Consider the following 15,754-nt stretch of genomic DNA (forward strand, 5'->3'; position numbering starts at 1 on the left):
ATCGAACAACCGGTAACGATCAGCTATCGGACTCGGTGTTCCGTGCTTCGGTGCTCTTGGCCCCGGCCGCGTCGTATCGCACGGATCCAGCAACGACGGTCATCGCAATCTCTGTGGTCAGGAGAGAATCGACCCCTTCGGTGAACGGATCTTGTTTCAGTACGACGAAATCGGCTGCTTTACCCCGAACCAGCTGGCCGGTCACATCTTCCCACCGGCACGAGTAGGCAGCGTCGCGAGTTGCGTGAGCCAGCGCGTCCGCGAGGGGGAGTGCGTACTTCGGCAGGTTGGGTGCCAGTGACGGATCGATTGCGGATCGACGGGTGGTGGCGATGAACATGTTCGGCAGCGGCGGGTGGCGAGCGGTCGGAGCGTCCGAACCCAACGCCAGAACCGCTCCGGCCTCGGTGAATTCGGGCCAGGGGTACGCGCGATTGACCCGGTAGTCGCCGAGCATCGCCTGCCAGTTCTCCTGGATTGCAGGGTCAGCGTGAACCGGTTGCATCGAGGCGATGATTCCCAGGCGGGCAAGCCTTTCGACGTTGTCCCGGGTGATGGACTCCAAGTGTTCCATTCGGTGCCTGCGGGGAATGTCTCCGTTGGCGGCGATCGCGTACTCGAGTGCCGTCAATCCGATCTCCGACGCCTCGTCGCCGATCGCGTGCATCGCGATCTGCAGGCCTGCGGCGTCGGCGGCTGTCACGACGGGGATCAAGGACTCGAGATCCCAGATGGGCTCGGCGTTGGTGCCGTCCGAGTACGGCTCTTTCATTGCGGCAGTGCAGCTGTCGATCACACCGTCGATGATGATCTTGATTCCGGCGATACGGAGCCACGGACCTTGGACGCGCTCGTGGAGTTCGATCACGTCGTGAACTTGTCCGACGTTGTCGGCCTCGTTGTCCTCGCGGGTCATCAGCCAGTGAGCCGCGACACGCAGCGGCAGTGTTCCGTCTCCTGCGTCCAATGCTCTTTCCAGCGAGGCTAATTCGTCCGCGCCGAGTGCCATGTCGACCGCACCGGTCACGCCGTCCTCGAGATAGTGGCGGAAGGCGAGAGCGAGGGCGGCGTCCCGGTCTTCGTCGGATGCGAGCTCCGCCAGTTTCGGCCAGACGTAGAGCATCATGGCGGTCTCGTACAGCATTCCGGTGGCTTCTCCGGTGTCCGGATCCCGGCCGATACGACCGCCGATCGGATCGGGAGTGTCCGCGTCGATGCCGAGTTCTCGCAGTGCTGCAGTGTTCACCCAGACCGAATGTACGTCGTTGGCGTCGAGGTACACCGGGCGATCGGGTACGACGGCGTCGATCATCTCTCGCGTCGGGTGCCCTCCATCCAGCGCGGAGAACAACCAACTGCGACCCAGCAGTCGTGGTGCGTCCGGGTTCGATTCCGCGAATTGCTTGATGCTGGACTGAATGTCGGCGAGATCGGTGGCATCACGCAGATCCAACTTCTGCAGCGCGAATCCCATCATCACCAAATGTGTATGGGCGTCGACGAAACCGGGTAGCACGACGGCACCTTCGAGGTCGATCACCTCGGCGTCTGGAGCCAGGATATCGGCATAGACGGTTTCGCCCACGAATCTGAGCTTGTGGTCCTCGACGACTATCGACTCGGCCCATCCGTCGTCGGCAGCCGTGAAGATCTTTCCGTTGCGGTAGTGAGTGATGCTGTCATTCATGACTTCTACGTGATCCTTACGCGATGACGGTAGTAGTGATGGCGGCGCTGTGGTGACGATACGCACCTTCGGTACGTGCGGAGAGTCGGGAAACCAAGGCGAACGGGACCAGTAGAACGAAGCTGATCCCCGAGATGATGACTCCGAAGGTCGGATACCCGAGGCCGGCCGTCACCGAAGTTCCGAACAGCGGCGCGAACGCGGAGCCGATGAGGTAGGTGCCCAGTAGTGGCGCCGACCATCGGCCGGCCGCGTCGAGCGCGGCCGAGATGGCAACCAGGACGATGAACGTGGCCGCGTAGACCGTGTTCCAAGCGATGACCAGCACCAGGTAGATCGTGGGATCGGTGGTGAGGCCGGCAGACAGCTTCAGAATTGCCCCGAGTATCAGTAGCACGGAGATCGATACTGTCCGACTGACCCGAGAACCCAACGCGGTCAAGGTAACAGCCGCGAGCACACCACCCGCCGTTGATGCGCTCAGTGCGAGACTCATTTGTTGATCCGAGAGCCCGGCGTGCTCGGAACCCATGATGCCGAGTACTGCCCACAACGAGTCCTCGCTGATCGCCCAGACTGCAAGCATCGCGAGAAATGCGGTTCCGGCAAAAGTGAGTCGTTTCGCGCTTACTCCGGCGGGGAGAGCTGTGGTCGTATTGGCGGACTTCGCCGTCTCCGGCGACTCTTTCACCGGGGACGACGGCAACCAGGTGACCGTTGCTGCGGTAGCCAGTGCCAGGACTGCGACGATGCCGAATGCGTTGGTCATGTGTGTGCCGAGGATGGGTATGAGAGCGAGGACGGCTGTGACGACGACACGGTTCACGAGGCCGCTGATGCTTGACGCCCGGTCCGGGTTCGTGAGCGCGGCCAGTGCCGCTCCACCAACGGATGCGGATCCACCAGCGCCGATACCGCCGACGATGATCGCGGCGCATGCGATCGTCGTGGACGGTGCGATGGCCGCAACGCCGAATGCGGCTGCCATCGCGATCAGGCTGACGCGGCCGAGGAGATGGCGATGCCGGCCCGAGGCGATTCGGGTGGTGGCGAGGCAGGTGACGGCGCAGACCAGCAGCGATGCGGTCAGAACGGCACCGGCAGCGGATTCGGTGACACCGAGGTCCTCGACCATTGCCACGATCATCAGGGGGATGAGGTTCGCGGTAATGAACCCCATGACGCCGATACTGAAGACGGCAATACCGCGGTTGGCGGTGAGTGGAACCCGGTCGGACTGCGTATTCGTCGAAGCGTTGATCGGCACTAGGGCAACCCCATGTCCTGAAGGGGGTGGCTGAACCGACCCCTGGTGTCGTGATGTGAGTCACTTAATGAATGTGATTCGTTAAGTATGGGGATGAGCTCCGCCACGGTCAAGAGATCTAACGAATTTGATTCGTTAATTGTATGTTTCCGGATACCTGCTTCCGGAAAGTGGCGTCGCCGGTCTGTTTCCTGTTGTGAGGCTTATGCTTCCGCAATGGCTGAGATTGCGGAACGCACCCGCTACTTCGAGCGCTACGTCACTTTCATCGACGCGATTGTCGCCATTGCGATCACGCTGCTCGTCCTGCCGCTGGTCGAACTCACCAGTGACCACCACGGCACCACGTCGGAACTCCTGCGCGATCACGCTGCGCAGTTCTATTCGTTCGCCCTGAGCTTTCTGGTGATCTTCCGTCTCTGGTGGTCGCAGCATCGGCTGCTTCGTTTTGTGGTCGACGGAGACAAGGTGGTCGTTCGCGGGCTGGGGTTGTGGGTGATGACCATCGTGTTCCTGCCCTTCCCGACTGCGCTCGTTGCAGCGCCGTCGCAGGATCTCGGAACCAGGGCTCTCTACATCGGGACAATGGCAGCCAGTGCTGCGTGCCTGGCGGTGGTCGCGTGGGGTCTGGTTCGCAACCCTTCGTTGAGCGAAGAGAATGCGAAGCCGCATTTCACCGCTGAAATCGTCACTTTCCTGATCATGGTGGTGGCGCTGCTCGTCAGTGTGCTCGTTCCGGTGACGTCGTACTTCCCGCTGTTTCTTCTCCTGCTGTCGACGCCGATCGAGAAGCTGTGGAACCGAGTGGCGGCGAAATGGAGTCGTGGTGAAGGTGAGATGAGCTAGTCGGCGCGAGCGGTCATCGCGGATTTCTTGGCTTTGTTTCCGCAGATGTTCATCGAGCACCAGCGTCGGTTGTTGCCGCGACTGGTGTCGACGTAGAGGCCGGTGCACCCGTCGCCCTGGCAGGCTTTGACGCGGTCGTGGTCGGGTCCACCGAGCACCGCGATCGCGTCGGCAGCCACTATCGACAAAGCGTCGCGGATCGGATTGTCTCCGGCTGATTTCCAGAGGGCCCGGCCACTCTCGAGGACGAGGTGGGCATCACCGAGTTCGGATGCGGTGTTGACGATCCCGACATCGGCGCGTGAGACGCGGCGGTCCTCGCATACGGCGGTTCCGATGCGATGAATGGCCTCACGTAAATTCTGCGCGCCGAGGAGGTCGTCTTCTGTCGCGGTTGCGGGGGCGTCCATCAGATCGTTGGCGCGTAACCATAATTCGAGTCGCTGCGGGCTCGTGAGTCGTTCGAACCTCGAGCCGTTCCGATTGGTGAGGGTGGCGGTGAAGCGGAAGGCGAGCGTGTCGTTGTCGAGTCGAAACACGTCCCGAGCGGATTGATCAGCTCCTGCTTCGTTCACTTTCATCCTCCTTCGTGGCGAACCATCTCAACCGGTTCGACAGCAACTGTACCCGTGTGAGAGTCTTGAACCGTCTTAGATGGTTCAGCACTTTCGAGAGGGAAATCCATGACTTCTGTTTCCGTGGTCGGCTTGGGCGCGATGGGTCGTCCCATCGCTCGAAATCTACTGGGCGCAGGCTTCGACGTGACGGTGTGGAATCGCAGCCCTGAAGCGGTAGCCGAACTGGTCGAGGAAGGGGCGATCGGCGCGAAAACCGTTGCCGAGGCATTCCAGTCCGGTGTTGTGCTGTCGATGTTGGCAGATGATTCGGCCGTGTCTTCGGCCATTCTGGATCCCGCCGTCCTCGCATCCGTTCCGAGTGGAACCGTGCACGTCAACATGGCCACCGTCAGCGTCGACCTTGCCAAGCGCGCCGCCGCACTGCACGCCGAGTACGGTATCGGGTACATCGCGGCGCCGGTGTTCGGACGCGTTTCTGTTGCTCAGGCTGGTCAGTTGAACATCATCGCCGCCGGCGACAGTTCCCTCCTCGAGCGAGTGCAGCCCTTTCTCGACGTCATCGGTGCTCGCACGTGGCCACAAGGTGAGCGTCCGGAGCAGGCCAACATCGTCAAGATCATCGGCAATTACCTCATCCTCGCCGCGATTCAATCCTTGGGCGAGGCAATCACATTGGGGGAGAGGTCCGGTGTGGACGGAAGCCAACTCGTAGAACTGCTGACCTCGACGATCTTCCCGGGGCCGGTCTACTCCAGCTACGGAAACCTCGTCGCGACGCGTCAGTACGAGCCTGCAGGATTCACCACAGCTCTGGGCCTCAAGGATTTGAGGCTTGCGCTCGACGCCGCCGGCAGCGTCGATCTGGATTTGCCGTTCGGTGGCGTACTTCGAGGCGTGCTCGCTCAGGCTCTGGCGAACGGTCAGGGCGAGATGGACTGGGCGTCTATTGCAGAACTGGTCCGTTCCGGCCAGTCGGGTGAAGGCAGTCCCGAAACACCGACAAGGTGAGCTCGAACTCGGACGGGACGGCGACTTCGGCACTGGCGGAGACCGATTCCGTCCGGACACTACCGCTGGCCGGGTTGTCGGCACTCGCAATGGCAGGCTTCATAGCGATCACAACCGAAACCATGCCGGCCGGACTACTGGTGCAGATCGGGTCAGGGTTGTCCGTATCAGTCTCCGGCGCAGGGCAATTGGTCACCGCATACGCATTGGGTTCCGTCGTCGGGGCGGTACCACTGATCGCATTGACCCGAGGATTGCGACGGCGTGCTGTCCTGGTGTCGGCGATTCTGGGGTTCGGTGTCTTCAATCTGGTGACAGCGCTTTCGTCGAATCTTGTTCTCACCTTGGGTGTTCGGTTTCTGGCCGGTATGGCGGCAGGTGTGGTGTGGGGGTTGCTTGCCGGGTACGCACGCAGGATGTCGCCCCCTCACCTGCAGGGGCGGGCCGTTGCGGTTGCCTCCGTCGGACAGCCGATCGCGTTGGCAATCGGCGTTCCGATGGGGGCGTGGCTCGGGACCCTGGCCGATTGGCGCGTCGTCTTCGCCGTGATGTCGGTTGTTGCGCTACTTCTGGTCGCGTGGATACTCACGGTGATGCCGGACTTTCCCGGGCAACAAGCGGATCGGCAGCTGCCGGTGCGGAAAGTCCTGGTCCTGCCTGGCGTACGACCGATTCTGTTTGTCGCGTTCTTGTGGATCCTCGCGCACAACATCGTGTACACGTATCTGGCGGCGTTTCTGGATCGCATCGGTTTCGGCGATCGGTTGGGAATCGTCTTGTTCGTGTTCGGACTTTTCGCCTTCGTGGGCATCGGTGTGGTCGGGGTGTTCGTCGATCGGGCCCTTCGAAGTCTCACCGTGCTGAGCTTGGTGGTCTTTGCCGCAGCTTTGACGGCGTTGGGCGTCGGCGGTGACAGCTTCGCTGTGATTGCACTCAGCGTTGTGGCGTGGGGTGTGGCATTCGGGGGCGCTCCCACTCTCCTTCAGACGGCGCTCGCGGATACGACGGGCGACGCTGTGGACACTGCGCAATCGGTTTTCGTGACGATCTTCAATTCGGCGATCGCAGCGGGCGGCGTCGTAGGCGGGCTGATCTTGGCGGACAGGGGTGCGGGAGCGTTGCCGTTGGTTTCGCTGGTGCTGATCGTCGTCGGTGTTCTTGTGGTCAGTATCCGACAATTCGGACATAGCTTGTGATTCACTTCACGCATGCGGAAGTCATTGTTGGTGGTTGCTCTCGTTGCTACGTGGTTTGTCGCCGGAGCGATGCCCGCGGGGGCTGCGGATGCGAATTGGTCCGGTGATTACTCGCTCAAGCGTTTTGCCGCGACCAAGACGGGCACAAGTCTGGCCGCCAGCCAGTGGGAGCCGGATTTCTCCGATACATACACGTTCGAGACGGATTGCTCGAGCGGAGTCTGTATCGCCACAGTGGTCGGCGGTCCGGCTCCCGCCAATCCGACGTTGCCGCAGCCTGCGCGATACACCTGGGACGGAACCAGTTGGGTGCACCCCTATGACTGGGAGTGGGATTGCTACCAGGGGGAAGGCGTGCCCAAGGTGTGGGCACCGGCGCACTCCGAGGCGTATTACACACCTCAGCCCGATGGCAGTCTGAAAGGTTCGTGGCGTACCGACATCGCGAGTGGTCCCTGCGAGGGATCGGTGATCATGCACGTCGAGGCGTACCCGGTCGGTCGATCTACCGGATCCTTCGGTAGTTGAGAACGATCTGTGGCCCGAAGGTGTTGAAACAAATCTGAGGCCGCGGGAATTGATCGAGCCCCATGCACGTTAATTGAGTCAGTAACGCTCAACTTTCTGCAAGGAGGCTTCGGAATGCCAGCATTCTTCGGGCCCGAGGGTCCCGGTCGCATCGATATTTCCCGGCTCATGAGCAGGGCCACCCAGCAACTCATGGCTGACGCTGCACGTGTAGCGGCTGCTCGCGGTGATTCGGATCTCGATGCACTGCACGTTCTCCGCGTCATGGCGGAGCAGGATCCGGTCCGCACGCTCATGCAGCGCGCCGGAGCCGACCCGAAATCCGTGGTCGACGCCGTCGACCTGCGGCTGCCACAAGGCCGTGAGCAGGGGGCCTACTCTGCTCCTGCGCTCAGCAGTGCCGTGAAAACCGCTCTACTCGAGGCTCATCAACTAGCCCGAGCCCTGGGATCGACGTACATCGACCCCGAACATCTCTTCATCGCCCTGGCCGGTGACCCCGATCATGTTCCGGGTCGTCTGCTCGCTTCGGCCGGCATCACGCCGGAGAAGCTGCAGGCAGCGGTTCAGAATCCCGCAGCCGGTCCAGTCGAAGACGAGTCCACCACACCGACGCTCGACAAGTACGGCATCGATCTCACCGATCGCGCCCGCAACGGCGGCGTCGATCCGGTGATCGGCCGCGCCGACGAGATCGAACAGACCATCGAGATCCTCTCCCGCCGCACCAAGAACAACCCGGTCCTGGTGGGTGAGGCCGGCGTCGGCAAGACTGCCATCGTCGAAGGTCTCGCCCAGCGCATCGTCGACGGGGATGTCCCGGAATCGTTGGTGGGCAAGAAGATCGTCCAGCTCGAACTCTCGAGCATGGTCTCGGGTACCCGTTACCGCGGAGACTTCGAGGAACGGCTGACCAAGGTGATCGACGAGATCACCGCACACAAGGACGAGCTGATCGTCTTCATCGACGAGATGCACACCATCGCCGGTGCCGGAGGCGGCGCAGACGGTGCGATGGATGCCGGAAACATCCTCAAGCCCAAGCTCGCTCGCGGTGAACTGCACATCGTCGGCGCCACCACGCTCGACGAATACCGCAAGAACATCGAGAAGGATCCCGCGCTCGAGCGGCGCTTCCAGCCCGTACAGGTCGGAGAGCCGTCGATCGAGGACGCAATCGCGATCTTGAGCGGACTGCGCAGTCGGTACGAGGATCACCACAAGGTGCACTACACCGACGAGGCGATCACCGCTGCGGTGGAGCTGTCGGCACGTTACATCGGCGACAGGTTCTTGCCGGACAAGGCAATCGACCTGATCGACCAGGCCGGCGCCAGGCTTCGCTTGAAGACGGCCACGGTAGACACCGCCGCGCTGCAGCAGCGTCTCGAGCAGCTCGAGAGCGACAAGGAAAAAGCCGTCGCCGACGAGTTGTACGAGAAGGCGTCGACCCTGCGTGACGAGATCAACGGCGTCGCAAAGCGTCTCGAGAAGGCAGGATCCTCGGTTCCTTCCGAGGAAACGCCGGACGTGACCGCTGAACAAATCGCCGAAGTTGTCGCTCGCGCAACGGGTATTCCGGCAAGCCAGATGACTCAGGCAGAGAAAGATCGCCTGCGCCGTCTGGAAGAGGAACTGCACGGTCGTGTCATCGGGCAAGATGACGCCGTTCGCGCCATCGCGCGTGCCGTGCGTCGTAGCCGGACCGGTATGAGCGATCCGGATCGTCCCGTCGGTAGCTTCCTGTTCCTCGGACCCACTGGCGTCGGCAAGACGGAGCTCGCAAAAGCTCTGGCTGCCACACTCTTCGGAGACGAGAACAAGATGCTGCGCTTCGACATGAGTGAGTTCGGTGAGAGGCACACGGTCAGCCGATTGGTCGGTGCTCCTCCCGGATACGTCGGCTACGGCGAGGCCGGACAGCTCACGGAACAGGTGCGTCGTAACCCGTACTCGGTGATCCTGCTCGACGAGATCGAGAAGGCACACCCGGACGTGTTCAACACCTTGCTCCAGGTGCTCGACGACGGCCGTCTGACCGACGGTCAGGGTCGGACGGTGGACTTCAAGAACACCGTCGTGATCATGACCAGCAACCTCGGCTCGGACATCATCTCGAGCAAGTCCGGTGGACTCGGCTTCACCACGGGTGACGCAGAGTCGGCGGAGAAGCCACTGCGCGACCGCGTGATGGCCAGGTTGCGCGAATCGATGCGGCCGGAGTTCCTCAACCGTATCGACGAGATCGTGATCTTCCGCAAGCTCGACACCGAGCAACTGCACCGGATTACTGATCTGCTGCTCGACGACAGCCGGAAGCGGCTGCAGTCCAAGGGCATCGAGATCGAGTTCACTGCCGACGCGGTGGACTGGATCGCCGAGCACGGGCATCAACCCGAGTTCGGGGCTCGCCCGTTGCGTCGTTCGATTCAGCGTGTGGTCGACGACAAGATCGCCGACATGCTGCTCGACGATCTCCTCGAAGAGGGCGGCAGTATCACCGTCGCGGTTGACGAGGGTGAGTTGGTGTTCAGCTAGGGGCACAGCCCCCTGTGAGCGGTTAGGGAGTCCCAGGACTCCCTAACCGCTCACAGGCGCGTAGCGCCCAAAATCTCCACCGCCAGGGCATCGTTGTGCCGGAAGAACCCTGCATTGGTACGGGGACGAGGGAAAGCCGCCGACCAGTTGTGGCCTGCAACCCACGGCCCTGCGGCGAAGGGGCGGGGATGAGCACTGTTGTCCTGAAGAAGAATTCGTGACGTGCCGTCGACGGCGAGCTTCGCCGAACTGTCGGCGGTGGCACGTAGTTCGACTGCCTCGCCCCGACGGTGAAGCGTCCGCAGGAGCAAGTCACCGCTCGCGCTGATGGACGCAACCGGCAAGCGTGCTTCGACGAGGGTGTTCGCGGCCACGATGTCGGTGTGCGACGCACTGCGAGCGACAAAGATCCCAGCCCCCGTTGCCGGGTCGATCTCGGTGGAGAACGCTGAATCCGGCCCGAGGAACTGGACGATGCCCGCCTCGTTGAGGGCGATCAACTGTTCCAGTCGCTCGGGCGGCGGACCACTGGCGATGAAGCTGAAGAACGAATGAAGCCAACCCTCGACGTCCTTGGCGACGGATTCGGCCGGGATTCTGCCGCGCCGCAACAATTCTCCGACGGTCATGTACGTCGACAGCAGCGCTGAGAAGACAGCCGCGTCGGCGCTGAAATACGGGTCCGACCTCCGCGCGACATCCGCCGAGATGTATTCGGTGATCCGGGACTGGACCTCGGCAAGCCCGTCGTAGCGCTCACCGCCGAGTGGGCGGTTCAGCCGCTCGAGATCGATACGGTCTTCCGGCTTCGGGACTGCGTTCTCGACCAGTTCCTGCAATCGAGGCGATCCCCAAGCCAGCGAGGCGAATTCGGCGTCGAACTCCTCCCAGGTGCCCACTGTCCGATCCGGGTGAGATGCAAACAGCTCGTGATAGTGGGCGCCTGCCAGTTCTTTCGACGCCAAGGGCCAGATGTCGTTTCGGAAATCCAACGGTCCGTCGCCGGGAACGAGATCAGCGGTGAAGAACCGCGGTAGCGGTGGCCGCGCGTCAGCGATCGAGTACGAAATCTTGGAATGATACGGCACTCCGCGACGAGATCCGGCATACAACAGGGGTTCCCGACCCGAGGGAGCGTAAGTGAGGACGCCGTCTTCACCGCGTTCGAAGATGCCGCCACGGCTCTCGGCGAGGAGAACCATCCAGTCGATGAAAGCCAGCCCGAGTCCGGCGATCAGAACCGGTTCGCCTTCGGGAATGACATCGGCGTCGAGATCGGCAGTGTAGCCCGGACCCACATACGTCAACCCGTGATCGGACGCGAAGCTGGTCAGCGCGGTTTCACGTGGGGCAGGCAACGCATCGGGGTGCCCTTGTGCGAGAAGGACGGTCGTCGCGTCGATGACAGCTCCGTCGTCCAGATGAACCGTCTGTGTCTCGCTGACGTTCACGATGTCGACCACGGATCGTCGATGAACTCGAACGTCGACGTGCGCTGGCGCGGAGTCGACTGCAGTCTCGAACACCCAGTTCAGGTATCGGCTCTGCAGTGACCTCGATGCAAACGACGACGGGGTGATCGTCGGAACTTCTGCTGCGATTTCTGGGAATTCGGCAAGCTCAGCCGAGCGCTCGGCGACCCATTCCGCGAGGGTCGGACCCGGCAGCACCGGGCCGGTCACGGCGGTGGTCTCGTCGGTGAACATCGTGACGTCCGCGGTTGTCGAATTCATCCACAGAAGCGGCGCCTGGCTGCCTCGCCAAATACGGCCGGCGCCTGCCGGATACGGGTCGACAACGTGAATGTCGATCGGTGTGGGATCGGCGTTCACCGATTCGTGAGCGAGGATCCGCTCGAGTACGCCGGTCCCGCGGGGTCCACCGCCCACGATCACGATGACAGCTGCTGTCCCCACTGAGGTACGGGGTCGATCGCCTGGCACGAGTCCTCCATCGGACCTGGCAGAAAGCACCCGCACCTCAGCAGAGGGGGTTGCTGCGACGTCACGGAGCCAGGACTCTCGATCGCTCTGGATGGTTAGTCCAGCTTATCTTCGGAGAATCGTGAGGCAAGGAATTCCGGACATCAGATCAGCGTGAATCAAACAGTTGTCAATCACTATCTTTCGGTTTGCGTTGCAGGCAGGATCCGAGCGTGAACATCCCCGAAGCCGATTCGTGATCCGCCGACGCCGGGAGCGGTGGCTGAGATGGCGATGGTGTCGCCGTCTTCGAGAAAGGTACGGGTCTCGGAGCCCACAGCTACGGGTTCCTTGCCGCCCCACGTCAGCTCGATGAAGGCGCCGCGCTGATCTTTGTCCGGTCCGGAAATGGTTCCGGACGCGAAGAGATCGCCGGTGCTCGCTGCTGCGCCGTTGATGGTGGTGTGCGCGAGCATCTGCGCAGGCGACCAGTACATCTGGGCGTAGGGCGGCCGGGAGACGACGTGACCGTTCCATTCGACGGCCAGGTCGATGTCCAGCCCCCACTTCTCTTCACCACGCAGATAGGAAAGCGGTTCGGGATCCTGCACCGGAGTGTCGATTCGGGCTGCTTCGAGAGCGAGCAAGGGTACGACCCACGGTGAGATGGAGGTCGCGAAACTCTTCCCCAGGTTCGGACCGAGGGGCACGTATTCCCACGCCTGGATGTCTCGGGCAGACCAGTCGTTCACGACGACGGCGCCGAAGACGTGCTCGGCAAATTCGTCCGGGGTGATGGAATCGCCCATCTTCGAGGGAGTTCCGACGATGAATCCCATCTCGGCTTCGATGTCGAGGCGCCGGGACGGTCCGAAGTCCGGGCTTTCCTGATCGGGTGCCTTCCGCTGTCCGCAGGGACGAACGATGTCGGTGCCGGAGACGACGACGGTGCTCGAGCGCCCGTGGTATCCGACGGGAAGATGCTTCCAGTTCGGCATCAAGGGGGCTGCGTCCGGGCGGAACAACCGCCCGAGGTTGGTTGCGTGATTCTCCGAGGCGTAGAAGTCGACGTAATCGGCCACTGCGATCGGCAAATGCATTGTCACCGAATCAACGGAAAACACTGCATTCGAGTCTATTTCGCTAGTCACGAGCTCCGTGATCCGGTTTCGCACCGATACCCACTGATCTCGTCCCTGAGCCATGAACGCGTTCAAAGTCGGTTCGGAGAAGATGGAATCACCCAGTGTCGCTGCGAGATCGACCACCGATTCGGCGACGCGCACACCGACACGCGGTAACCCTCCCGCGGGGGAGAAGACCCCGTACGGCAGATTGTCGAGACCGAACAGTGAGTCCGCGGGAATGTCGATGGTCGTGACAGTCATACGAGAGTTCCTTCGGTTTTGTCGGAGCGGACGATCAACCCGAGGCCTTCCAGCTCGGTCAGAGGGTCCGAGATGCTGCAGGTACCGAACGAGAGGAATTGGCGACGCACCTCGCCGGCCTCGTCCTCGGTGAGGTCGGCCAGGGCTTGCGCGATCGATTTTCCATCGCGCTGAGACAGTGCAGCAACAATTTCCGAACGATCGGCGCCCCGCCTCGCCGCGTCGACGGCCACCATGATGTTGAGGAAGCCGTGTTGCTCGAAGCCTGTTTCCGGATCGGTGTTGCGCACGCCGTGGTGCAGTCCCGCAGTCGCCTTGAACGGGATATTGGCTCGGACAACGGATATCACCGCATCGGCGAGCTCTTCCTCGTTCGGGTACGCCTCGGCGACAATCCCGCCGGTGCGAAACTTTGCGGAATGCCCGGCAGTTTCGAGAGCTGCCAGATAGCCCGCGCGCCGATCACCTCGAGGCACCTCGACAAAAATGTCGACGTCGGGATGAGCGGCATGGACACGAGAGAGTTCCTCGAAGGCCGCATCGGCGTCCAACCCGTCAGGAATTCCCACCTCGACGGCGGCGACGTGAACACCAGGGATGGCGAGTGCGTTCGAGAGTGCGGCCGCCGTTTCGGATGGGCCGGCCGGCACGGTCAGACTCAGCGTCACCGGGCTGTCCGCTGAAACGTACGCAGCCAGTTCGCTCAGTCGCGGCGCGGGAAAAACGAAAGGCCCGACCAGTGCGTCGTAATCTGCCTGCAGGTAGGCGGCGTGGGCCGGAATTGCTTCGGTGAGAGGAGCATTGCCGGGTGGGAAAAGTGCTGCGTCGTCGCACAGGCCGCGCAGGAGTGGGGAGATGATCGTCATTGCCGAGGCCCCCGCCCTGCCCAACTCCAGGCGTACGCTTCGTCCTCGCAGGCAAGGGCTCCCTCACCCAATTCGAGGGGCCGGAACGTATCGACCATGACGGCGAGCTCGTCGAAGAACTCGGCGCCGATGCTCCGCTCGTAGGCGCCGGGTTGTGGGCCGTGGGCGTGGCCGCCGGGATGAATCGATATCGAACCCTGTCCGATGCCGGAACCCTTGCGTGCCTCGTAGTCACCGCCGCAGTAGAACATGATCTCGTCCGAGTCGACGTTCGAGTGGTAGTACGGCACCGGGATCGACAGGGGGTGGTAGTCGACCTTGCGCGGAACGAAGTTGCAGATCACGAAGTTGTTCCCCTCGAACGCCTGGTGCGCCGGCGGCGGTTGGTGAACACGGCCCGTGATCGGCTCGTAGTCGGAGATGTTGAAGGTGTACGGGTACAGGCAGCCGTCCCAGCCGACGACATCGAAAGGGTGCGTGGGATAAACCATTCGGGTGCCGACGATGCCCGCCGACGTTCGGTGCTTGACCAGTACCTCGACGTCGGTTCCTTCGGCGATCATGGGCGCGATCGGTCCGTGCAGGTCTCGTTCACAGAACGGTGCGTTCTCGAGCAGCTGGCCGAAGCGGGAAAGATAGCGCTTGGGCGGGACGATGTGACTGTTCGCCTCGATGGCGTAGGCACGAAGTGGCTTGTCACCCTTGGGGATCCATCGATGCGTTGTGGACATCGGGATCAGGACGTAGTCACCTTCACTGGCCTCGAGTGCACCGAAGACGGTCTCGACGGTCGCCTCGCCAGATTCGATGTAGACCATCTCGTCGCCGATTGCGTTGCGATACAGGGGAGATGGCGCTGCCGCAACGACGTAGGACAATCGCACGTCGGCATTTCCGAGGATGAGACGACGGCCGGTTACCACGTCGGTCTCGTTCCAGGTGCTTTCGGGAAACAGCGTGTGGAGTTTCAGATGGCGCGGTTTGAGGGGATGGTTGGGGGTTGTGCTCTGATCGCGCAGTTCCCAGACCGTTGCGTCGACGATGGCCGACGGGATCTCGCGGTGGTACAGCAACGAAGAATCCGAGGAGAAACCTTCCTCTCCCATCAGTTCTTCGTAGTAGAGGTTGCCGGACTCGTCACGGTGTTGGGTGTGACGCTTCGGTGGGATGTTGCCGAGTTGTCGATAGAACGCCATGACGGGGCTCCTTCTGTGCTGTTCTGCCTGGCTCACCTCCACCAGATAGTAAACACATTAACTAAAATGATGTGATGAGCGCAACCCTCCAAGGGGGTTCGGGTCTATGTCAGTTACGTCCGCGTACGTCGAACTGGCTGCGGTTGGTGATCAGTTTGTCCAGGAGCATGACAAGAATTCGCTGTTCGGCCTCGCTCAGGACGCTTACCCAGGCGTGTTCGCGTTCGTTCTGCTCGCGAAAGGCTTCGACCATGGCTTCTCGGCCCTTGTCGGTCAGGTACAGCTGGACGGAACGGCCGTCGTTCTCGGTGGGCCGACGATCGATCAATCCGTCTGCCAGCAGCGACTTGGACAGATTGGAGACCGCTGCCCTACTCATGCCGGTGAGCTCGGCGGCAGCCTTCGGCTCGATCGGACCGGCCAGCCAGGTGACGAACAACAGCCTGAAGGAGGACCATGACCAGCCGCGAGGGCGGTGGATCGACGACTCGAGATCGTAGGTGACCACGTTGGAAGCCCGATTGAGTGTCAGTAGTACCTCGGTGGCCAGCTGGTCGCGAAAGCCGTGTTCGGTGGCCAGTCGCTTGTTGGCCAGTTCGATGAACGACCAGAAGTTCAGCACGCCGACGGTTGGCTGGTCATCGGTTGTCCGGTCAGTCATGGACTAACCCTAGCGCGATCTGCAGTTGATTAATCCGTGTATTAGATCTCGGGGATACGATGAAACTTCGCAA

Annotated in this window: 13 protein-coding genes and 1 riboswitch; of the genes, 5 read left to right on the plus strand and 8 right to left on the minus strand. The window is 62.0% G+C overall.

The window, feature by feature from the left end; all coding sequences use genetic code 11:
• Nucleotides 1–19: 19 nt before the first annotated feature.
• Both V3587_RS03455 and V3587_RS03460 read right to left on the minus strand, forming a co-directional pair.
• The gene (locus tag V3587_RS03455) at nucleotides 20–1,687 is read right to left on the minus strand and encodes an amidohydrolase (protein WP_283376124.1); all 1,668 of its coding nucleotides are present in this window, start codon (nucleotides 1,685–1,687) and stop codon (nucleotides 20–22) included.
• A 16-nt stretch (nucleotides 1,688–1,703) separates the two neighbouring features.
• Nucleotides 1,704–2,954, minus strand: a complete 1,251-nt coding sequence (locus V3587_RS03460) for an MFS transporter (RefSeq protein ID WP_003940508.1) — start codon at nucleotides 2,952–2,954, stop codon at nucleotides 1,704–1,706.
• A gap of 216 nt (nucleotides 2,955–3,170) precedes the next feature.
• Here V3587_RS03460 and V3587_RS03465 point away from each other — a divergent pair, with 216 nt between their 5' ends.
• The gene (locus V3587_RS03465; RefSeq protein ID WP_003940262.1) at nucleotides 3,171–3,800 is read left to right on the plus strand and encodes a TMEM175 family protein; all 630 of its coding nucleotides are present in this window, start codon (nucleotides 3,171–3,173) and stop codon (nucleotides 3,798–3,800) included.
• Here the strand turns inward: V3587_RS03465 and V3587_RS03470 are convergent.
• Complete coding sequence (locus V3587_RS03470) at nucleotides 3,797–4,381, minus strand: CGNR zinc finger domain-containing protein (RefSeq protein WP_283376125.1); 585 nt, start codon at nucleotides 4,379–4,381, stop codon at nucleotides 3,797–3,799. The two genes, V3587_RS03465 and V3587_RS03470, sit on opposite strands and share 4 nt — an antisense overlap.
• A gap of 102 nt (nucleotides 4,382–4,483) precedes the next feature.
• Between V3587_RS03470 and V3587_RS03475 the strand changes: the two genes are divergently transcribed.
• From V3587_RS03475 to V3587_RS03490, 4 genes are all read left to right on the plus strand, one after another.
• The gene (locus V3587_RS03475) at nucleotides 4,484–5,386 is read left to right on the plus strand and encodes an NAD(P)-dependent oxidoreductase (protein WP_283376126.1); all 903 of its coding nucleotides are present in this window, start codon (nucleotides 4,484–4,486) and stop codon (nucleotides 5,384–5,386) included.
• On the plus strand, nucleotides 5,383–6,582 hold the full coding sequence (locus tag V3587_RS03480) for an MFS transporter (protein WP_283376127.1): 1,200 nt from the start codon (nucleotides 5,383–5,385) through the stop codon (nucleotides 6,580–6,582). Before V3587_RS03475 ends, V3587_RS03480 begins: the two co-directional genes overlap by 4 nt.
• Nucleotides 6,583–6,594: 12 nt before the next feature.
• Nucleotides 6,595–7,110: a hypothetical protein gene (locus tag V3587_RS03485; protein ID WP_019745018.1), complete on the plus strand. Its 516-nt coding sequence runs from the start codon at nucleotides 6,595–6,597 to the stop codon at nucleotides 7,108–7,110.
• Between the two features lie 114 nt (nucleotides 7,111–7,224).
• Nucleotides 7,225–9,648 (plus strand): ATP-dependent Clp protease ATP-binding subunit, encoded by a 2,424-nt coding sequence (locus V3587_RS03490; RefSeq protein WP_007733608.1) that lies wholly within the window; start codon nucleotides 7,225–7,227, stop codon nucleotides 9,646–9,648.
• A 50-nt stretch (nucleotides 9,649–9,698) separates the two neighbouring features.
• Here V3587_RS03490 and V3587_RS03495 read toward each other — a convergent pair whose 3' ends face one another.
• The 5 genes from V3587_RS03495 to V3587_RS03515 form a co-directional block, all read right to left on the minus strand.
• Nucleotides 9,699–11,591 (minus strand): FAD/NAD(P)-binding protein, encoded by a 1,893-nt coding sequence (locus V3587_RS03495; protein ID WP_317829730.1) that lies wholly within the window; start codon nucleotides 11,589–11,591, stop codon nucleotides 9,699–9,701.
• Nucleotides 11,592–11,595: 4 nt separating this feature from the next.
• Nucleotides 11,596–11,689: riboswitch (SAM riboswitch) on the minus strand.
• 78 nt (nucleotides 11,690–11,767) lie between these two features.
• Complete coding sequence (gene fahA, locus V3587_RS03500; RefSeq protein WP_151098149.1) at nucleotides 11,768–12,958, minus strand: fumarylacetoacetase; 1,191 nt, start codon at nucleotides 12,956–12,958, stop codon at nucleotides 11,768–11,770.
• On the minus strand, nucleotides 12,955–13,824 hold the full coding sequence (locus V3587_RS03505; protein WP_283376129.1) for a hypothetical protein: 870 nt from the start codon (nucleotides 13,822–13,824) through the stop codon (nucleotides 12,955–12,957). The genes fahA and V3587_RS03505 overlap by 4 nt, the downstream gene beginning before the upstream one ends.
• Entirely contained in the window at nucleotides 13,821–15,020 is a 1,200-nt protein-coding gene (locus V3587_RS03510; protein ID WP_030535304.1) for a homogentisate 1,2-dioxygenase, read from the minus strand. Before V3587_RS03510 ends, V3587_RS03505 begins: the two co-directional genes overlap by 4 nt.
• A 109-nt stretch (nucleotides 15,021–15,129) precedes the next feature.
• Entirely contained in the window at nucleotides 15,130–15,681 is a 552-nt protein-coding gene (locus V3587_RS03515) for a MarR family winged helix-turn-helix transcriptional regulator (protein ID WP_003939926.1), read from the minus strand.
• Nucleotides 15,682–15,754 lie beyond the last annotated feature (73 nt).

The sequence above is a fragment of the Rhodococcus sp. IEGM 1306 genome, from assembly GCF_036541985.1.
GTDB classification, from domain to species: domain Bacteria; phylum Actinomycetota; class Actinomycetes; order Mycobacteriales; family Mycobacteriaceae; genus Rhodococcus_F; species Rhodococcus_F qingshengii.